Annotated in this window: 21 protein-coding genes; 15 read left to right on the top strand and 6 right to left on the bottom strand. The window is 73.5% G+C overall.

From position 1 onward, the window contains the following. Nucleotide 1 precedes the first annotated feature (1 nt). Nucleotides 2-745, top strand: coding sequence for a putative protein N(5)-glutamine methyltransferase (locus E1193_RS20570; RefSeq protein WP_243707808.1), 744 nt, complete (start codon nt 2-4; stop codon nt 743-745). A 169-nt stretch (nt 746-914) separates the two neighbouring features. On the opposite strand, the gene E1193_RS20575 is transcribed toward E1193_RS20570, so the two are convergent. Both E1193_RS20575 and E1193_RS20580 read right to left on the bottom strand, forming a co-directional pair. Then, nucleotides 915-1,115, bottom strand: a complete 201-nt coding sequence (locus tag E1193_RS20575) for a DUF397 domain-containing protein (RefSeq protein WP_132184824.1) — start codon at nt 1,113-1,115, stop codon at nt 915-917. Between the two features lie 3 nt (nt 1,116-1,118). Beyond that, nucleotides 1,119-1,964, bottom strand: a complete 846-nt coding sequence (locus E1193_RS20580; protein ID WP_132184825.1) for a helix-turn-helix transcriptional regulator — start codon at nt 1,962-1,964, stop codon at nt 1,119-1,121. Nucleotides 1,965-2,208: 244 nt separating this feature from the next. Here E1193_RS20580 and E1193_RS20585 point away from each other — a divergent pair, with 244 nt between their 5' ends. Both E1193_RS20585 and E1193_RS20590 read left to right on the top strand, forming a co-directional pair. After that, complete coding sequence (locus E1193_RS20585; protein ID WP_207922780.1) at nt 2,209-2,457, top strand: hypothetical protein; 249 nt, start codon at nt 2,209-2,211, stop codon at nt 2,455-2,457. Nucleotides 2,458-2,600: 143 nt separating this feature from the next. Then, nucleotides 2,601-3,701, top strand: a complete 1,101-nt coding sequence (locus E1193_RS20590) for a D-alanine--D-alanine ligase family protein (protein ID WP_132184826.1) — start codon at nt 2,601-2,603, stop codon at nt 3,699-3,701. Between the two features lie 24 nt (nt 3,702-3,725). Here E1193_RS20590 and E1193_RS20595 read toward each other — a convergent pair whose 3' ends face one another. Beyond that, nucleotides 3,726-4,349, bottom strand: a complete 624-nt coding sequence (locus E1193_RS20595) for a DUF3515 family protein (RefSeq protein WP_243707809.1) — start codon at nt 4,347-4,349, stop codon at nt 3,726-3,728. Nucleotides 4,350-4,358: 9 nt separating this feature from the next. Further along, nucleotides 4,359-4,592: an Lrp/AsnC ligand binding domain-containing protein gene (locus E1193_RS20600; protein WP_132184827.1), complete on the bottom strand. Its 234-nt coding sequence runs from the start codon at nt 4,590-4,592 to the stop codon at nt 4,359-4,361. A 155-nt stretch (nt 4,593-4,747) separates the two neighbouring features. Between E1193_RS20600 and E1193_RS20605 the strand changes: the two genes are divergently transcribed. Together E1193_RS20605 and E1193_RS20610 are read left to right on the top strand one after the other, a co-directional pair. Next, on the top strand, nt 4,748-5,686 hold the full coding sequence (locus E1193_RS20605; RefSeq protein ID WP_132184828.1) for a thiamine-phosphate kinase: 939 nt from the start codon (nt 4,748-4,750) through the stop codon (nt 5,684-5,686). Nucleotides 5,687-5,714: 28 nt separating this feature from the next. Further along, nucleotides 5,715-6,182, top strand: coding sequence for a GNAT family N-acetyltransferase (locus E1193_RS20610; protein ID WP_132184829.1), 468 nt, complete (start codon nt 5,715-5,717; stop codon nt 6,180-6,182). 133 nt (nt 6,183-6,315) lie between these two features. Here E1193_RS20610 and rpmB read toward each other — a convergent pair whose 3' ends face one another. After that, nucleotides 6,316-6,507, bottom strand: a complete 192-nt coding sequence (gene rpmB, locus E1193_RS20615) for a 50S ribosomal protein L28 (RefSeq protein ID WP_088963534.1) — start codon at nt 6,505-6,507, stop codon at nt 6,316-6,318. 244 nt (nt 6,508-6,751) lie between these two features. Here rpmB and E1193_RS20620 point away from each other — a divergent pair, with 244 nt between their 5' ends. Together E1193_RS20620 and recG are read left to right on the top strand one after the other, a co-directional pair. Next, complete coding sequence (locus tag E1193_RS20620; RefSeq protein WP_132184830.1) at nt 6,752-8,377, top strand: DAK2 domain-containing protein; 1,626 nt, start codon at nt 6,752-6,754, stop codon at nt 8,375-8,377. After that, nucleotides 8,374-10,575: an ATP-dependent DNA helicase RecG gene (recG, locus tag E1193_RS20625; protein ID WP_132184831.1), complete on the top strand. Its 2,202-nt coding sequence runs from the start codon at nt 8,374-8,376 to the stop codon at nt 10,573-10,575. Before E1193_RS20620 ends, recG begins: the two co-directional genes overlap by 4 nt. A 615-nt stretch (nt 10,576-11,190) precedes the next feature. Here recG and E1193_RS20630 read toward each other — a convergent pair. Further along, the gene (locus E1193_RS20630) at nt 11,191-12,453 is read right to left on the bottom strand and encodes a cell wall anchor protein (RefSeq protein WP_132184832.1); all 1,263 of its coding nucleotides are present in this window, start codon (nt 12,451-12,453) and stop codon (nt 11,191-11,193) included. Between the two features lie 306 nt (nt 12,454-12,759). On the opposite strand from E1193_RS20630, the gene rsmD reads away from it, so the two are divergent. The 8 genes from rsmD (at nt 12,760) to mutM (ending at nt 18,061) form a co-directional block, all read left to right on the top strand. Further along, a complete protein-coding gene (gene rsmD / locus E1193_RS20635; protein ID WP_132184833.1) occupies nt 12,760-13,323 on the top strand; it encodes a 16S rRNA (guanine(966)-N(2))-methyltransferase RsmD in 564 nt (187 codons plus the stop codon). After that, nucleotides 13,320-13,808, top strand: coding sequence for a pantetheine-phosphate adenylyltransferase (gene coaD, locus E1193_RS20640; RefSeq protein WP_132184834.1), 489 nt, complete (start codon nt 13,320-13,322; stop codon nt 13,806-13,808). The genes rsmD and coaD overlap by 4 nt, the downstream gene beginning before the upstream one ends. Nucleotides 13,809-13,965: 157 nt before the next feature. Then, the gene (locus E1193_RS20645) at nt 13,966-14,463 is read left to right on the top strand and encodes a hypothetical protein (protein ID WP_111246403.1); all 498 of its coding nucleotides are present in this window, start codon (nt 13,966-13,968) and stop codon (nt 14,461-14,463) included. A 111-nt stretch (nt 14,464-14,574) separates the two neighbouring features. Beyond that, complete coding sequence (locus E1193_RS20650) at nt 14,575-15,138, top strand: YceD family protein (RefSeq protein WP_132184835.1); 564 nt, start codon at nt 14,575-14,577, stop codon at nt 15,136-15,138. Between the two features lie 5 nt (nt 15,139-15,143). Continuing rightward, nucleotides 15,144-15,317 (top strand): 50S ribosomal protein L32, encoded by a 174-nt coding sequence (gene rpmF, locus E1193_RS20655; RefSeq protein WP_132184836.1) that lies wholly within the window; start codon nt 15,144-15,146, stop codon nt 15,315-15,317. Between the two features lie 137 nt (nt 15,318-15,454). Then, nucleotides 15,455-16,411, top strand: coding sequence for a phosphate acyltransferase PlsX (locus E1193_RS20660; protein ID WP_243707810.1), 957 nt, complete (start codon nt 15,455-15,457; stop codon nt 16,409-16,411). Next, entirely contained in the window at nt 16,408-17,211 is an 804-nt protein-coding gene (gene rnc / locus E1193_RS20665; RefSeq protein WP_132184838.1) for a ribonuclease III, read from the top strand. The genes E1193_RS20660 and rnc overlap by 4 nt, the downstream gene beginning before the upstream one ends. Beyond that, the gene (gene mutM, locus E1193_RS20670) at nt 17,204-18,061 is read left to right on the top strand and encodes a bifunctional DNA-formamidopyrimidine glycosylase/DNA-(apurinic or apyrimidinic site) lyase (RefSeq protein WP_132184839.1); all 858 of its coding nucleotides are present in this window, start codon (nt 17,204-17,206) and stop codon (nt 18,059-18,061) included. The genes rnc and mutM overlap by 8 nt, the downstream gene beginning before the upstream one ends. Nucleotides 18,062-18,189: the final 128 nt, after the last annotated feature.

Below are 18,189 nucleotides of genomic sequence, written 5' to 3' on the forward strand. Positions count from 1 at the left end.
GCTGCGTGCCGCCGGCTGCGTGTACGCCGAGGACGAGGCGGACCTGCTGATCGCCGCCGTCGACACCCCCGCCGCGCTGACCACGCTGGCCGACCGGCGCGTCGCCGGCGAGCCGCTGGAGCACCTGCTCGGCTGGGCCGAGTTCTGCGGAATGCGGGTCGCGGTCGCACCGGGCGTCTTCGTGCCCCGCGCGCGTACCACCCTGCTGGTGGCGGCCGCGGCGGCGCTCGCCGGCCCCGCCCCGGCGGTGGCCGATCTGTGCTGCGGGTCGGGCGCGACCACCCTGGCGCTGGCCGCGCGGCTCGCGCCGCGCTGGCTCGCCGCCGTCGACCTGGACCCGGAGGCCGTGGCGTGCGCCCGCCGCAACCTCGCCGGCCGGCCCGTCGAGGTCCTGCACGGCGATCTGTACGACCCGCTGCCGGACGCCTGGCGGGGGCGGCTCGACCTGGTGGTGGCGAACGCCCCGTACGTCCCGACGGAGGCGGTGGCGCTGATGCCGGCCGAGGCGCGCCGGTACGAGGCGCTGGTGGCTCTTGACGGCGGGGAGGACGGGCTGGCCGTGTTGCGCCGGGTGGTGGCCGGAGCGGTGGACTGGCTGGCCCCCGGCGGCCAGCTGGTGGTCGAGGTGGGGGAGAGCCAGGTGGACGCGCTGGACGCCGAGCTGCGGGCGGTGGGGCTGCACCCTCGGGTGGTCCGGGCGCGGGAGTGGGACGCGACGGCGATGACCGCCCGCCGCCCCGGCTGACCCTGCCGAAAAGGTGACCAGGAGGGCCGCGTCCGGGACCGGGACGCGGACCTCCTGGTCGGCTCGGGGCCGCTCAGCGGTGCGGCCTGGTCGGCTCGGGGCCGCTCAGCGGTGCGGCCTGGTCGGCTCGGGGCCGCTCAGCGGTGCGGCCTGACCGGCTCGGGGCCGCTCAGCGGTGCGGCGGGGCGGTGGCGAAGGCGGCCCAGGTCGCCGCTGGGAAGAGCAGGACCGGGCCGGAGGGGTCCTTGGAGTCGCGGACGGCCACCACGCCGGGCACGGCCGCCAGCTCCACGCAGGCGCCCTCGTCTCCGCTGTGGCTGCTCTTGCGCCAGGCGGCCGTGGCCAACGCCGCGCTGATCCTCGGTGTCATGTCCTACCGTCCCTTCAACAGTTGCAGGAGCAGGTCGCGGCTGTCGGTCGGGCTGAGCGCGACGGTCCGCAGGTGTTCCATGATCTTGGTGCAGGTTCGCAGGTCACCCGGCCGGTCGAGAACCATCTGCCCGGCGACGGTCTCCACCGAGGCGATGAGCGGATCCTCGGGGTCGGCGAACTCGAGGATGTGCAGCGAGCCGCGGGTGCCCCGGTGGTAGCCGGCCGACAGGGGGATGACCTGGACGGTCACGTTCGGCAGCTCGCCCATTTTGAGCAGGTGCTGCAGCTGCCTCTCCATCACCGTCCGGTCGCCGACCGGCCGCAGCAGCGCGCCCTCGTCGATGACCGCGTCGAAGATGGGTGGGTCGTCGTCGGTGATCCGCTGCTGCCGGTCCAGCCGGAGCTGCACCCGTTGCTCGACCTGGTCGTCGCTGAGGGTGTGCGGCCCGCCGCGCATCACGCCGCGGATGTAGTCGGCGGTCTGGAGCAGGCCCGGTACGACCGAGGGCTCGAAGTTGGCGATGCCGGTCGCTTCGGCCTCCAGGGCGATGAAGTCGATGGTGCGTTTGTCCAGCAGGTGTGAGTACGGCACCCACCAGCCGGGTTTGCGGGTGTCCTTGGCCAGCTGCACCGCCGCGGCGATGTCGTCCGGCCCGACCCCGTAGAGGCTGAGCAGCGCGCGCACGGTCGCGGGACTGACCAGCGTCTGGGCGTTCTCGTAGCGGGACAGGGTGCTGCGGGTGCTGTTGATCTCGTCGGCGGCGGCTTCCAGCGTTAGGCCGACAGCCTCCCGGTGGGTGCGCAGGGCGATGCCGAGCCGGCGTGCCCGAGCGGTCTTCGCAGCCATGTATCGATGGTCGCATAGGTCTCTGGGAAAGTGCGCATGAGAGAACGTCGATGAGAGTTGCATTCACGCCCTTCCACCTGTCAATCTGTGTTGGCGTCCTCACCCACGGTTGTCGTGGCGACGGCGAGGGTGAGCGACCGGAGGGGATGGGGCGCGTGGCGATCGGGTTTACTCCCCCGTATCCGATCGCCACGTGCCGCCTCACCGTCCACCGGCAAGGGAGACATCGGATGAGGGTGAGCGGATGTCTGGGCGAGCGGCATTGACCCGGTTCCTGGTGGTGCTCACCGACGTCCGCCCGGTCCAGGAGGAGGCCCGCGACGAGCGGACCGCGCCCGAACGGCGGCGCCAGGTGGTCGGCGCGAACACCCGGGAGGCAGCCGACCGAATCGCCGGCGCCTTCATGGCCCTCGGGATGGTCCGCGCCGGCCGGCAGCGGGTGAAGGTCATCGCCGTCGGGCGGGGACGACACACCAGCCCCGACAATAGGTGACGCGGCGTATCGGCGAGAGGGACCGACTGCGAAGGCGGTTCGCCTCCTGCCGGGTATCGCCATCGGCCCGCCGCCACCCGCAGTAAGGTCAACCGGGTGAGCGCCGCTGGCTGCTCCGCAGTCGCGTACCGAAAGGTGACCCAGTGACCACCCCAGGCAAGACCCGCGTGGCGATCGTCTTCGGCGGTCGCAGCCCCGAACACGGCATCTCCTGCGTCAGCGCCGGCAGCGTGCTCGCCGCCCTGGACCCGGACGAGTTCGAGGTGGTGCCGGTGGGCATCACCCGCCAGGGGCAGTGGGTGCTCGCCAGCGGCGACCCGAACCGGCTCGCCATCCACGACCGCAGGCTGCCGGAGATCACCGCCGGTTCCGGCGCCGAGCTGGTCCTGCGCGCCGACCCCACCGCGGGTGGACTGATGGTGCTCGACCCGGCCGAGGGCCCCCGCGCGCTGGCCGACGTCGACGTGGTCTTCCCCGTGCTGCACGGCGCGTACGGCGAGGACGGCACCATCCAGGGCATGCTGGAGATGGCCGACATCCCGTACGTCGGGGCGAACGTCTTCGCCTCCGCAGCGGCGATGGACAAGGAGTTCACCAAGAAGCTCTGCGCCGTAGAGGGCATCCCGGTCGGGCCGTACGCCGTGCTGCGCAGCGGAACCAACCTCACCGAGGAGGAAAAGGAGCGCCTGGGCCTGCCGGTGTTCGTCAAGCCGTCCCGGGCCGGCTCGTCCTTCGGCATCACCAAGGTCGACGACTGGTCCCGGCTCGACGCCGCCGTCGCGGCGGCCCGCGAGATCGACACCAAGGTGCTGGTCGAGGGCGCGATCGTCGGCCGGGAGATCGAGTGCGGCGTGCTGGAGGGCGAGGCCGGCGGCGCGCCGGAGGCGTCCGTGCTCGCCGAGGTGCGGGTCGTCTCCGGCCACGACTGGTACGACTTCGAAGCCAAGTACATCGACGACTCCTGCGAGTACGACATCCCGGCCGGCCTCCCCGAGCAGGTCACCCGCAGGGTGCAGGAGTACGCCACCCGGGCCTTCACCGCGCTGGACTGCGCCGGCCTGGCCCGGGTCGACTTCTTCGTCACGCCTGAGCTGGACGTCTACCTCAACGAGATCAACACCATGCCGGGCTTCACGCCGACCTCGATGTTTCCCCGGATGTGGGCGGCCTCCGGCCTGGAGTACCCGAAGCTGGTCAACCGGCTGATCCGCACGGCCCTGCACCGCGACGCCGGCCCCCGCTGACCCGCGTCACCGCCCGTCGGCCGGTCAGCCCGTGCAGCCTGACGGCACGTCGCCACCGGACGGGACGGAGGCGACGATCGTGTCGGAGATCGGGGCGACCCACTGCAACGGCTGTTCGTACGCCCCGGGCACGGTGACCGTGACGGCGGTCTCTCGGTCGACGGTGGTCAGCACCATGGCGTCATTCTCCTGCCTGGCGTGCCAGCAGACCCGGTTGACCGTCCAGACGTCGTCGGTGGCCGGGAAGGCCGGCTCGGCGCCGCCGCACGCCACGGTCAGCGCCGGGTCGCCGTACGCGGCGTTCTGCTCGGCGCCTGCGGTGACCGCCCGCTGCGTCAGGTCGCGTACCGACCCGGGCAGCTGCGACATCAGCGCCCGGCAGACCGTCGCCGTGCGGGCGTCGAGCGCCGGGGCGGCCATCTCGACCGGGGCGCTGGACTGCGCGCGGGCCGTCGTCGCGGTCGGGCTGGGCGCGGCGGCCGGGGGGTCGGGCGCGAGCCGGGCGAGGATGAGCCCGCCGACGGCCACGGTCACCGGTACCGCGACCAGGGTGGCGATCAGCGCCGCCTTCCGGGACGCCGGGTCCCGGCCCGGCCGGCCGGCGCCCTTCGCCGGCTGCTCGCGCTCGATCGACCGGGAGGAGGTGATCTGGTCCACTTACAGCCGCACCACCGAACACGTGAGGGTGCGGGTGATACCGGGCACCAGCTGCACCTTGCTGACGATCAGCTTGCCGAGTTCGTCGACGGTGTTCGCCTCGGTGAGCACGACCACATCGTACGGCCCGGTGACGGCGTCGACCCGGACCACGCCGGCAAGGTCCGCGATCAGGCCGGCGACGTCACGCGCCCGCCCGACCTCGGTCTGGATGAGGATGTACGCCTGTACCACGACTCGACCTCCGTCCGTCGCCGCCCGCGGGCGGCCCGAAGGGTGAAACTACCTTACGGAGCAGGGGTGATCCCTATCGGTGGCCGACTGGACGCGGTGAGCGAGCACACGCGGCGCCGGGGCGAGGGTGGCACGGACAGGAGCGAGGGGACGGGATGACGGTCGCGGGTGTCGGGGAGTTCGGGCTGATCGACCGGGTGACGGCCCGACTGGCGCACGGCGAGAAGTGCCTGCTCGGTCCGGGTGACGACGCGGCGGTGGTGGTCGCGCCCGACCGGCGGGTGGTGGCGTCGACGGATGTGCTGGTCGAGGGGAGGCACTTCCGCCGGGACTGGTCCAGCGCGCGCGACGTCGGGCACCGGGCGGCGGCGGCGAACCTCGCCGACATCGCCGCGATGGGGGCCACCCCGACCGCGTTGCTGGTTGCCCTCTGTATGCCGGCGGACCTGGAGACCGCCTGGGCAGAGGGGCTGGCCGACGGGCTCGGGGCGGAGGCGGCCACGGTGGGTGCCAGCGTGGTGGGCGGCGACATGTCCGCCAGTCCGACGCTGACCATCGCGGTCACCGCGCTGGGCGACCTGGGCGGGCGTGACCCGGTGGTCCGCTCCGGGGCCCGACCGGGGGACGTGGTCGCGCTGGCCGGGCGGATCGGCTGGGCGGCGGCCGGGCTGACCGTGCTGTCCCGCGGGTTCCGCACGCCTCGGCTGCTGGTGGAGGCGTATCGGCGGCCGGAGGTGCCGTACCCGGCCGGGCCGCACGCAGCCCGGCTCGGCGCCACCGCCATGATCGACATCTCGGACGGGCTGCTGGCCGACCTGGGCCATGTGGCGGCGGCCAGCGGTGTCGGCATCGACGTGCGCCGGGACGCCTTCGAGGTGCCCGGGCAGATGCGCGACGCCGCGCAGGCGCTCGGGGTCGACCCGTACTCGTGGATTCTCGCCGGTGGCGACGACCACGCGCTGGCCGCGACCTTCCCGCCGGCGGTGGCACTGCCGGCCCCGTGGCGGCCGATCGGCCGGGTGGTGCCGGGCGCCGGGGTCACCGTCGACGGCACCGGGTACGACGGCCCGCCCGGCTGGGACCACTTCCGGTAACGGCCGCCGGCGGTCGTACCCTTTACCGGTGAGTAAGATCGAGATCCGCGCCCTGGCCTTCGACTCGCCGGTGGCGCAGTCCCTGATCCGCGCCGCCCTGGCCGATCTCGGGCAGCGGTACGGCGGCAGTGGTGACGACACGCCGGTGGATGCCGCCGAGTTCGTGCCACCCCGGGGCGCCTTCCTCGTCGCGTACCTGGACGGCCAGCCGGTGGGCTGCGGCGGCTGGCGCGGCCACGGCGACGGCGACGGCACGGCGGAACTGAAGCGGATGTACACCGACCCGGCGGCGCGGGGGCGGGGCGTGGCCCGCGCCGTGCTGGTGGCGGTCGAGGAGTCCGCCCGGTACCACGGCCGCAAGCGGATGATCCTGGAGTGCGGCGACCGGCAGCCGGAGGCGATCGCGATGTACACCTCCGCCGGGTACGAGCCGATCCCCAACTTCGGTTTCTACGCCGACGCGCCGGGCTGCCTCTCCTTCGGCCGGGTGCTCTGAGGCGGCCGTCGCTCGCGGGGTGTGGCCGCTTCCTGGCCCGACCGCTCGGGGCACACCCATACACGACAGCACCGGCGGACCGTGGCGGCCCGCCGGTGCTGTCGTGTATGGGAAAGCGGGAGGCGTTACCGCGTCAGGCGCGGGTGACCTTGCCGGCCTTGATGCACGAGGTGCAGACCTGCATCTTCTTGGTGTTGCCGCCACCGGCCGGGGTACGCACCGACTGGATGTTCGGGTTCCAGCGGCGGTTGGTCCGCCGGTGCGAGTGGGACACGTTGTGGCCGAAGCCCGGTCCCTTGCCACAGACGTCGCACACGCTAGCCACGGGATACTCCTGGGATTGAAACGTTCATGAGGTCGCCGGCAGGCGCTGCCCGGGCAACCTGGCCAGGTTACCCGATGACCCCGGCCCTCGACCAACCGGCCCGGTCCGCAGGCGTCGCCGTGACGCCGGTCACGGGTGTTCCCCGGACCCGGCGGCGGCCGGGGCCGGCGGCGGTCCTTCGGACACGCCGGTCGACCCCGGCGCGTGTCGGCGCGTGTCGGCGCGCGACAGTAGGCTTCTGGCCGTGCTGGACACCCTCGACGCCACCGCGGTGCGCCGCTGGTGCGCGAGCGGGCTCGCCGCGCTCCGGCACCACCAGGGCGAGATCGACGAGCTGAACGTCTACCCGGTCCCCGACGGTGACACCGGCACGAACATGGTGCTCACCCTCACCTCGGCCCAGCAGGCGCTCGCGATGGACCTGGACACCCTGCCGGAGGACGGGCAGACCCCGCACGGGCACGCGCTGCGACTGATGGCGCGCGGCGCGCTGCTCGGCGCGCGGGGCAACTCCGGGGTGATCCTGTCGCAGATCCTGCGTGGCCTCGCCGACACGCTCGCCGCCGCCCCCGCGGTCGCCGGCCGGGAGTTGGCCGGCGCGCTGCGTGCCGCCGCCACAGCGGCGTACGCCGCCGTGGCCCGGCCGGTGGAGGGCACGCTGCTCAGCGTCGTGGCCGCCGCCGCGACCGCCGCCGAGCAGGCCGCCACCGACGACCTGGGCACCGTCGCCCGGGCGGCGGCGGGGGAGGCGACCCGCGCGCTGGCCCGTACCCCGCAACAGCTACCCGCGCTGGCCCGCGCCGGGGTCGTCGACGCCGGTGGCCGAGGGCTCTGCCTGCTGCTCGACGCGCTGGTCGAGGTGGTCACCGGGGAGAGCTCACCCCGGCCGGCGCCGGTGACCCGCACGGTCCGCCGACCGCTCACCACCGTTCGCGAGACCGGCTCCGAGGAGTACGCCTACGAGGTGCAGTTCCTCCTCGACGCCGACCACGAGGCGGTGGCCCGGATGCGGGCCGAGCTGGCCGTGCTCGGCGACTCGCTGGTGGTGGTCGGTGACGGCCCCTCGCCCGAGGCGTCCACGACCTGGAACGTGCACGTGCACGTCAACGACGTCGGCGCGGCGGTCGAGGCGGGGGTGGTGGCCGGCCGGCCGTACCAGATCTCGGTGACCCGTTTCGCCGACCAGCCCGTGCCCGCACCGCCGCCCGGGCCCGCCGTCGACGGCCGGGCGGCCGTCGTGGTCGCCGCCGGCGCGGGCCTCGCGGAGCTCTTCGCCGACGAGGGCGCCACCGTGCTGCCGGGCAACCCGTCCACCGGTGAGCTGCTGGACGCCGTCCGGGCGACCTCCGCCGCCCGGGTCGTGGTACTGCCCAATGACCCGAACACCCAGGCCGTGGCGAGCGTCGCCGCGAAGGAGGCGCACAGCTTCGGCATCAAGGTCAGCGTGGTGCCGACCCGCTCCCCGGTGCAGGCACTCGCGGCGCTCGCGGTCCGGGACCCGAGGCGGCGCTTCGAGGACGACGTGATCGCGATGGCCGAGGCGGCCGGCGCCTGCCGGTACGCCGAGGTCTGCCACGCCAGCCGGGAGGCGCTGACCGTCGCCGGCCCGTGCCGCCCCGGTGACGTGCTCGCCCTGGTCGAGGGGGAGGTGCACCTGATCGGCGTGGACCTGGTCGACACCTGCGTCGCCGTGGTCGACCGGATGCTCGGCGGCGGAGGTGAGCTGGTCACCCTCCTCACCGGCGTGGACGCCCCGGACGGCCTGGCCGAGGCGGTCAGCGCCCACGTCGGGCGGCGCTGGCCCTTCGTCGAGGTGCAGGCGTACCCGGGCGGCCAACCGCACTATCCGCTCCTGGTGGGGGTCGAATGACGAGCGAGCCGTCGACGGTGGGCACGCCGCTGAAGAAGCTGGTCGGCGAGCGCACGGCCAAAGCCCTGGCGAGCCACCTCGACCTGCACACCGCCGGCGACCTGATCTACCACTTCCCCCGCCGGTACGACGAGCGCGGCGAACACACCGACATCCGCTCGCTGGACGTGGGCGAGCAGGTCACTGTGCTGGCCCAGGTGCAGCGCACCGCCGTGCGCCCGATGCGCCAGCGCCGGGGCAACCTGCTGGAGGTCACCGTCGGCGACGGCTCCGGCGGGGTGCTCACCTGCACTTTCTTCGGCAACCAGGCGTGGCGGGAGCGGGAGCTGCGCCCCGGCCGCTGGGGGCTGTTCGCCGGCAAGGTCACCGAGTTCCGGGGCAAGCGGCAGCTCAACGGCCCGGAGTACGTCCTGCTCGGCGAGGGCGGCGACGGCGAGGCGGCGGCCAACGAGGAGGTCGAGGAGTTCGCCGGGGCGCTGATCCCGGTCTACCCGGCCGCCGCGGCGGTGCCGACCTGGGTGATCACCCGCTGCGTCCGGGTGGTGCTGGACACCTTCACCCCGCCCGACGACCCGCTGCCGGCCACCGTGCGGGCCACCCGCAACCTGGTCGGTATCGGCGCCGCGCTGCGCGAGATCCACCGTCCGTCCACCAAGGAGGAGCTGTACCGGGCGCGCCGCCGGCTCAAGTGGGACGAGGCGTTCGCGGTGCAGCTCACCCTGGCGCAGCGCAAGGCGCGGGCGGCGGCCTGGCCGGCGAAGGCCCGTCCACCGAAGCGGGGCGGGCTGCTGGAGGCGTTCGACGCCCGGCTGCCGTACGAGCTGACCCCTGGGCAGCGAACCGTGGGCGTGGAGATCGCCGCCGACCTGGCCACCCCGCACCCGATGCACCGGCTGCTCCAGGGCGAGGTCGGCAGCGGCAAGACGGTCGTGGCGTTGCGGGCGATGCTCCAGGTGGTCGACGCGGGTGGGCAGGCGGCGCTGCTCGCTCCGACCGAGGTGCTCGCCGCCCAGCACCACCGGGGGATGCTGGAGCTGCTCGGCCCGCTGGCGCAGGCCGGCGAGCTGGGCGCGGCCGAGGGCGCCACCCGCGTCGAGCTGGTCACCGGCTCGCTCGGCGCGGCGGCCCGGCGGCGGGCGCTCGCGGAGGTCGCCGCCGGGCGGGCCGGTATCGTGCTCGGCACCCACGCGCTGCTCTACGAGGGGGTCGACTTCGCCGACCTGGGCCTGGTGGTCGTCGACGAGCAGCACCGCTTCGGCGTGGAGCAGCGCGACGCGCTGCGCGCCAAAGCCGACCAGCCGCCGCACGTGCTGGTGATGACCGCGACGCCGATCCCGCGCACGGTGGCCATGACCGTCTACGGCGACCTGGAGACCTCCACCCTCTCCCAGCTGCCGCAGGGGCGCTCGCCGATCGCCTCGCACGTGGTGCCGGCCGCCGAGAAGCCGGCCTTCCTGGACCGGGCCTGGCGCCGGCTGCGCGAGGAGGTCGCCGCCGGCCACCAGGCGTACGTGGTGTGCCCCCGGATCGGCGAGGGCCCGGTCTCCGACGAGGAGCCGCCCCGGGAGGACGACAGCGGCCGCCGTCCGCCGCTGGCGGTGACCGAGGTGGCCCCGCTGCTCGCCGAGGGGCCGCTGCACGGGCTGCGGATCGGCGTTCTGCACGGAAAGCTGCCCGCCGACGAGAAGGACGCGGTGATGCGGGCGTTCGCCGCCGGCGACCTGGACGTGCTGGTCGCCACCACCGTGGTCGAGGTGGGCGTCAACGTGCCCAACGCCACCGTGATGATCGTGCTGGATGCCGACCGGTTCGGCGTGTCCCAACTGCACCAGCTACGCGGCCGGGTCGGCCGGGGCACCGCCCCCGGGCTCTGCCTGCTGGTCACCGAGGCGGCCGAGGGTTCCTCGGCCCGGGACCGCCTCGACGCGGTCGCCTCCACCACCGACGGTTTCAAGCTGGCGGAGCTCGACCTGGAACAGCGCCGCGAGGGCGATGTGCTGGGCGCCACCCAGTCGGGCCGCCGGTCGCACCTGCGGCTGCTGTCGCTGCTGCGCGACACCGACCTGATCCGCGACGCCCGCACCGAGGCGATCGCGCTGGTCGAGGAGGACCCGGAGCTGGCGCGCCATCCGGCACTGGCCGCCTCGGTCGCCGCGCTGGTCGACGAGGAGCGCGCCGAGTACCTGGAGAAGGGCTGACGGAGGGCGCCGGTGCTCTGGTGCTCCCTAGTCGTCGCTCAGACCGGCCGGGGATCGTCGCTCGTGACGCCGACGGACCACCCGCTGGGTTTCCCTGCCCTGAACCAGCACCCAGCGACGACCTCACGACTCCCATCAACCGGGGCAGCGGACAGACCGGGCCCCGCCGCCCCGCTGGAGCCACCACCGATGACCATTGGACCCGCACAAAGCGCCCTCGGTGCCGCGCGAGCCATTCGCCTCGGACCCGGCATCCGCACATACTGGCCCGGCGTCACCGCGGTGGCTCCGTCCGCGACCGTCGCCGTCATGCCCGGCTTCACCCTGGGTGCGGTGGGCGGGCCCGATCCAAGCCGATCTACACGTCTCCCGCACGATGCTGGGTCTGGCGATGAGCGTCTTCTACGCCGCCGCCGCGCTCGGCTCGCCGTTCACCAATCTCCTACTTCCTCCCACTCGGCGACCACGCTGGCCTGGACACCACACTCACCGGCAAGCTGCTGTCGACCAGCGCGGTGATCGCCATCGCCGCTGACCCCCGGTCGGGGTCCCAGACCGAGGAGGTCGTCCACCACGTGCCTGCGCGCGGGATGAACGACGAGACGGTGAAACGGGTCAGGCGGTGAAGCGGATCCGCCGGCGTCGGGCGACGACGAAGAGCACCGCGCCGGCCGCCAGCAGCAGGGCCGCGCCCGCGGCGATGCCGCCGGCCGCCGCGCCGGTCACCGGCAGGCCGGGCTCCGACGGCTCGCCGCCGCCGACGCCGCCGTCGTCGCAGCCCTCCGGCTGCTCCCAGGCGAGCGGGCCGCCCGAGTCCAGGTCGCCGGTGACGGTGACGGTGAGGCCCTTGGTCGCCTTGAAGCTGACGCTGCCGCTGCGGCCGGGCTGGACGGTCAGGGTCTTGGCCTCACCCTTGTTCGGGGTGAAGGTCGAGGTCAGGGAGGTGCCGTCCTCCGGGTTGCTGATCCGGAAGACCATCTGGTCGCAGGTGGAGTCGTAGCTGGCGTCCGGGGCGCCCACCTCGGGCTGCTGGCAGTCCTCGGGCTTCTCCCAGCCGCCGGTGAAGTCCTTCATGCCGGCCGCGGTGACGGTGATCTCCTGCGCCTGGCCCGGCTTCAGGTCGAGCTTCTCGATCTTCCGCATCGGCACGGTCACCTTCTTGGTGAAGCCGTTGCTGCCGGTGATGGCGAACTCGGCCGCCGCGTTGCCGTTGCGGTTGACCAGGGTCAGCTCGACGCCGCCGTCGCAGTCGGAGGAGGCGATCACCTCGGGGACCGCGAGGCAGGTGCCGGAGCCGCCGTTGTACCAGGCCGCCGGGCCCTTGGAACGGGCGCCGATGCCCTTCGGGCTGCCGACCTTGCGGTCGTCGTACCGCTCACTGGTCTTGGTCAGCGGGTCGATGATCTCGCTGCCGAAGACGAAGTCGACCTGGGTGTAGCAGGTCGGCACCTCGACCTTGAACTTGAGGGTGGCCACGCCCAGCTCGCCCTCGGCCACGCCGGTGAACTTGTTGACCGAGCTGGCCAGCACGTACTGCGGCAGGGCGAACTTCGCCGACGGCGCCACGTACGACACCAGGGCCAGTTCCTGCTCCTCGCCCGGACAGAGCGGGCCGTTGGTGAGGGTGATCGAGGCCTCGCCCTTGGGGCCGTCGAAGGTGTGCGTGTAGCGGGCGTCGTCGGCCTTGACACAGTTCGGCGCGGCCGGCGTCTTCCCGTTCGGACTGGGCGAGGCGGTGCCGGTCGGGGAGGCCGACGGGGAGGGGGACGGCCTGGTGGCGATCGCCGGTGCGGTGAAGGCGAGCGCCGTGGCGAGGCCGGCCAGCGCGGCGGCGGCAACGGCGAGCGGTCGCCGGGGCGAGGGCTGGGGACGGATCACGCGTACTCCTGGGGTGTGAAGCGTCAGGGTGCGGCGCGTGGGATGCGGCGGCAGGTCGCGGTCGCTCGGGTGCGCCTCGCGACGGCGCCCCCCGCGCCGCGTGGCCGGCGACGGGGCCGGCACCCGGCCGACCCTAGTGGGATCGCCACCGGCGTTACAGCCCACATGATCTCCTAAACATGTTGTTATCGATCTGAGATCATTGATCCACTAATAGTGATTGTTTGAGGGCTCGGAGGGCACCCACCGTGTCGGCGGCGCCGGAGTGTCGTCGCGTAGCGTCATTGGCGTGAGAGGGGAGATACCGTGACCCGGATCGTGGCCGGCACCTTCGGTGGACGGCGGATCGCCGCGCCGCCCGGCGCCGGTACCCGCCCCACCTCCGACCGGGTGCGGGAGGCGTTGTTCAGCGCCGTGCAGGCCGAGGTGGACCTCGCCGGCGCGCGCTTCGCCGATCTGTACGCCGGCTCCGGTGCGGTCGGCCTGGAGGCGCACTCGCGGGGCGCCGGGCACGTGCTGCTGGTCGAGTCCGACGCCCGGGCCGCCCGGGTGATCCGGGAGAACGTGGCGGCGCTCCGGGCCGGCCCCGCCGTCCGGCTGGTCACCGGCAGGGTGGCCGGCGTACTGGCCGCCGGTCCCGGTGACGAGCCGTACGACGTGGTCTTCGCCGACCCGCCGTACGCGGTGCCGGACGCGGAGGTCACCGACCTGCTGACCGCGCTGGTGCGGTACGCCTGGTTGGCCGCCGACGCCCTGGTGGTGGTGGAGCGCTCCAGCCGCACCGGACCGGTCACCTGGGTGGACGGCGTCACCGCCGAGCGCAGTCGACGCTACGGGGAGACCACCCTTTGGTACGGTCGCCGATCATGAGACGTGCGGTGTGTCCCGGCTCGTTCGACCCGGTCACCAACGGGCACCTCGACATCGTCGGACGGGCCAGTCGGCTCTTCGACGAGGTGATCGTCGGCGTGCTGGTGAACCAGTCGAAGAGTGGCCTGTTCACCGTCGAGGAGCGGATCGACATGCTCCGTGAGGTAACCGCCTCGTACGGCAACGTCCGGGTCGAGTCCTTCCGTGGCCTGCTGGTCGACTTCTGCCGGGCGCAGGAGGCCAGCGTGCTGATCAAGGGGCTGCGGGCGGTCAGCGACTTCGACTACGAGTTGCAGATGGCGCAGATGAACATCGGCCTGGCCGGGGTGGAAACCCTCTTCATGCCCACCAATCCGCTCTACTCCTTCCTCTCCTCGAGTCTGATCAAGGATGTGGCGAAGTGGGGCGGGGACATCTCCGCCCACGTGCCCGACCGGGTGCGGGCCGAGCTGGAGGCGCGCATCGGCCCGGCGTCGCGGGGCTGAGCCCTTTCCGGCCGCCACCCGCCCGACGGCGCGCGACGCGCCGGGCCGGGGTGGATGGGGCGGGGCTGGCCGGCACACGACATCATGTGTGCAGCGGGAGACCGGCCGGAGCCCGCATCATGTAGGTCGGCCGACGGACGACAGGAGTGAGGTACCGGTGGACCCGCTCGATCGCATCGACGAACTGATCGCCATGGTGGAGCAGGCCCGCTCCGTCCCGATGTCGCGGAACAACTGCATGGTCGACCGGGGTGAGATGATCGCGGCCCTGGACGAACTGCGCGCCGAGCTCCCCGCCGACCTGCGCCGGGCCGCCGCTCTCCTGGAGGAGCGGGACAAGATCATGGAGGCCGGTAAGCGCGAGGCCGACCGGATCATCAGCGAGGGCGAGGCGGAACACGCCCGCCTGGTCTCGGTGAACGAGATCACGGTCTCCGCCGAGCACGAGGGCGCCCGGATCATCGCGGAGGCCCGGGCCGAGGCGCAGCGGCTGCGCGAGGAGGTCGACGACTACGTCGACACCGCGCTGGCGAACTTCGAGCAGTTCCTGACCCGGGCGCTGGCGTCGATAGAGCGCGGCCGGGACAAGATGCACGCGCTGCGCGAGATCGGCACCTTCGGTGGGGACGAGGCCGAGCGCCCGTTACCCTTCTGAGCGGCACCTCACCAGCCGACATGCCGGGCCCGGGGCGTCGCCCCGGTTCGACGGTCCGGCGGTCGCCCAGGTAACCTTCTTTGTCGGCCTCTCACCGGCCGGAGTCTGACTATGCCCAAGCACTCGCCATCGAACCTCGACCCCAGGTCGCCGCTGGTCCTCGACACGAGGGACCTGCCGCGTCGGCCTGGCGCGATGCGTACGGTCAAGCGGGTCGCCCCGGCACCGGCGGACCTCGGCGTGGAGTTGATCGGGGTGCCGGAGGGCGCGGATCTCGACCTCGACCTGAGGTTGGAGTCGGTGTCCGAGGGCGTGCTCGTCTCCGGGACCATCACCGGTCCCGTCCGGGGCGAGTGCGGCCGGTGCCTGCGCGAGATCAACGACTCGGTGGCCGTGCCCGTCCAGGAGCTGTACGCGTACGAGAACAGCACCACGGACGACACGACCGACGAGGACGAGGTGGGCCGGATGCAGGGCGATCTGATCGACCTGGAGCCGGCGCTGCGGGACGCGGTGGTGTTGACACTGCCGACCAACCCGCTCTGCCGGGAGGACTGCCCAGGCTTGTGCCCCGACTGCGGGGTGCACTGGGACGATCTGCCGGCCGACCACAGTCACCAGCAGATCGACCCGCGTTGGGTGGGCCTGTCGCAACTGAACCGTACAGAGGAGTAGGAACCGTGGCCGTCCCCAAGCGCAAGATGTCGCGCAGCAACACCCGGTCCCGCCGGGCGAACTGGAAGGCGGCCGTGGTCGCGACCGTGGCCTGCCCGCAGTGCAAGTCGGCGAAGCTGCCGCACGCCGCGTGCTCCGTCTGCGGCACGTACAACGGCCGCCAGGTCATCGAGGTCTGAGACCTGGACGCCGAGTGACGCCCCCGACCACGGGTCGGGTGGCGCGCGCACCCTGGCAATCGCCCGGTGCCCCGGCTCCCTCCGGCGCCGGCCGGCCAGCCCCGGCCGGCGCCGGCACGGAGTCGGGCACCGCGCGGATCGCCGTTGACCTCCTCGGCGGGGACGACGCCCCCGCCGTCGTGGTTGACGGCGCTCTGCGAGCCGTCCGCGCCGATCCGGACCTGCACCTGCTGCTCGTCGGCCCGACCGAGGTCGCGGTCGCGGTGATCGGCGCGCTGACGCCGGGGCAGCGCGCCCGGGTCACCGTCCGCGCGGCCCACGCCGTGCCCGGCCCGGCACACCACGCGCCGCGCGCCGACAGCACCGTCCGGGCCGCCGTCGCCGCCGTCCGCGACGGCACCGCCGACGCCCTCGTCTCCGCCGGTTCGACCGGTGCCACCGTCTCCGCCGCCGCCCTGGGCTTCGGCCGGTGGGACGGCGTCCGACAGCCGGCCCTGGTGGCCACCCTGCCGGCCGTCTCCGGCCCGGTGGTACTGCTTGACGTCGGCGGATCCCTGGAACCCCGCCCCGCCACCCTGGTCCGGCACGCCCTGCTCGGTGTCGCCTACGCCGCCGTCGCGCACGCCGTCGCCACCCCCCGGGTGGGACTGCTCTCCGTCGGTACGGAGGCCGGCAAGGGCGACCGCCCGCGTCGGGTCGCCGACCCCCTGCTCGCCGCCGCGCGACTGCCGTGCGGCGGGCGGTACGTCGGCCTGGTCGAGGGGTGCGACGTGGCGATAGGCGCGCGTGCCGATGTGGTCGTCACCGACGGCTTCACCGGTAACGTGTTGCTCAAGGCGATCGAGGGCGCGTACGCGATGGCCGGTGGCCCACCGGTCGGCGGTGGCGCCCCCCGCGCGGCGGCCCTGCTCGGCGTGGCCGGCACGGTCGTGGTGTGCCACGGCGCCGCCGAAGCCGACGACATCGCCTCCGGGATCGCCCTCGCCGCGCACCTGTGGCGGCGCGGCGCCACCGAACGGGTACGGGTGCTGCTCGACGGCGCACCGCAGCACCCACCGCCCAGTGACAGCAACGACACCGAGGTAACGGCATGACGAACGACAAGCGGCGGCGTGCTCCCGTCGGTCACCTGGAGGCGGCGTTCGGCGTGACGCTCGACCCCGAGCTGCTGGAGCGGGCCCTGACCCACCGCTCGTACGCGTACGAGAACGGCGGCCTGCCCACCAACGAGCGGCTGGAGTTCCTCGGCGACTCGGTGCTCGGCGTGGTGATCACCACCGCGCTCTTCCGCAACCACCCCGACCTGCCCGAGGGGCAGCTCGCCAAGCTGCGGGCCAGCGTGGTCAACATGCGCGCCCTGGCCGACGTGGCCAGGGGCCTGGGGCCGGACGGGCTCGGGGCGTACCTGCTGCTCGGCAAGGGCGAGGAGGCCACCGGCGGCCGGAACAAGGCGAGCATCCTCGCCGACACCCTGGAGGCGTTGCTCGGCGCGATCTACCTGCAGTACGGCCTGGACACCGCCGCCGAGGTCGTCCACCGGCTCTTCGACCCGGTGATGGCCGAGTCCGCCGGCCGGGGTGCGGCACTGGACTGGAAGACCAGCCTTCAGGAGCTGACCGCCGCCCTGGGGCTGGGCGTCCCGGAGTACCGGATCGAGGGAACCGGTCCGGACCACCTCAAAACCTTCACCGCCTGGGTGGTGGTGGCCGGCAACCGCTACGGCGGTGCCGAGGGGCGCAGCAAGAAGGAGGCCGAGCAGCGGGCTGCCGAGGCGGCCTGGCGGGAGCTGACCGAGCAGGCCGAGCAGGAACGGGCCACGCGGGCCGCGTCGGAGGCGGTCGAACCCGTCGAGACGCCCGCGGACCGGGCCGAGGCGGGTTTGGGTCGTGCCTGAGCTGCCCGAGGTCGAGACCGTCCGGCAGGGCCTGGCCCAGTGGGTCATCGGCCGGCGGATCGCTTCGGTGCAGGTGCGCCACCCGCGCGCGGTACGCCGGCACGTTCCCGGCGCCGCGCACTTCGCCGACGTGCTCGCCGGCCGCACGGTCACCGGCGTGCGGCGCCGGGGCAAGTACCTGTGGCTGCCGCTGGACAGCGGCGACGCGATGATCGGCCATCTCGGCATGTCCGGTCAACTGCTGCTGCAGCCGGTCGACGCGGCCGACGAGCTGCACCTGCGGGTCCGGTTCCGGTTCGCCGACGACGGCCCGGAGCTGCGCTTCGTCGACCAGCGCACGTTCGGCGGGCTGTCGGTCAGCGAAGGCGGCGCGGAGCTGCCCGCCGAGATCGCGCACATCGCCCGGGATCCGATGGACGAGGAGTTCTCCGACGCCGGGTTCGTGGCCGCGCTGCGCCGGCGGCGCACCGAGGTGAAGCGGGCGCTGCTCGACCAGACCCTGATCTCCGGGGTGGGCAACATCTACGCCGACGAGGCGTTGTGGCGGGCGGGGCTGCACGGGGCACGCCCGACCGACGCGCTGACCGCCCCGGCCGTCACCCGCCTGCTCGGCCACGTCCGGGACGTGCTCGGCGAGGCGATCCAGCAGGGCGGCACCAGCTTCGACGAACTGTACGTCAACGTCAACGGCGAGAGCGGCTACTTCGACCGGTCGCTGAACGTGTACGGCCGGGAGGCCGCGCCCTGCCGGCGGTGCGGTACCCCGATCCGGCGGGAGGCGTTCACGAACCGGTCGTCGTACAGCTGCCCGCGCTGCCAGCCACGGCCCCGGGTTGCCCTGAGGGGGTGACCCCCACGCCGGTGGGCCGTCCCAACACGATCGTCTTCCCGCCCGCAACACAGCCGTCCGATGGCATCGCGAACGCACGAACCAGAGCCGGCGCCGTACGCGGCCCGCGTGATCAACGAGGCGCGGGC

It is taken from the genome of Micromonospora sp. KC606, from assembly GCF_004348675.1.
In the GTDB taxonomy this organism is placed as follows: domain Bacteria; phylum Actinomycetota; class Actinomycetes; order Mycobacteriales; family Micromonosporaceae; genus Micromonospora.

What these genes read in the sequence shown, in the direction of transcription:
- E1193_RS20575 (WP_132184824.1), bottom strand. Translation starts at nt 1,115, where the DNA reads ATGACACCGAGGATCAGCGCGGCGTTGGCCACGGCCGCCTGGCGCAAG.
- E1193_RS20580 (WP_132184825.1), bottom strand. Translation starts at nt 1,964, where the DNA reads ATGGCTGCGAAGACCGCTCGGGCACGCCGGCTCGGCATCGCCCTGCGC.
- E1193_RS20585 (WP_207922780.1), top strand. Translation starts at nt 2,209, where the DNA reads ATGTCTGGGCGAGCGGCATTGACCCGGTTCCTGGTGGTGCTCACCGAC.
- E1193_RS20605 (WP_132184828.1), top strand. Translation starts at nt 4,748, where the DNA reads ATGACGGTCGCGGGTGTCGGGGAGTTCGGGCTGATCGACCGGGTGACG.
- recG (WP_132184831.1), top strand. Translation starts at nt 8,374, where the DNA reads ATGACGAGCGAGCCGTCGACGGTGGGCACGCCGCTGAAGAAGCTGGTC.
- coaD (WP_132184834.1), top strand. Translation starts at nt 13,320, where the DNA reads ATGAGACGTGCGGTGTGTCCCGGCTCGTTCGACCCGGTCACCAACGGG.
- E1193_RS20650 (WP_132184835.1), top strand. Translation starts at nt 14,575, where the DNA reads ATGCCCAAGCACTCGCCATCGAACCTCGACCCCAGGTCGCCGCTGGTC.
- rnc (WP_132184838.1), top strand. Translation starts at nt 16,408, where the DNA reads ATGACGAACGACAAGCGGCGGCGTGCTCCCGTCGGTCACCTGGAGGCG.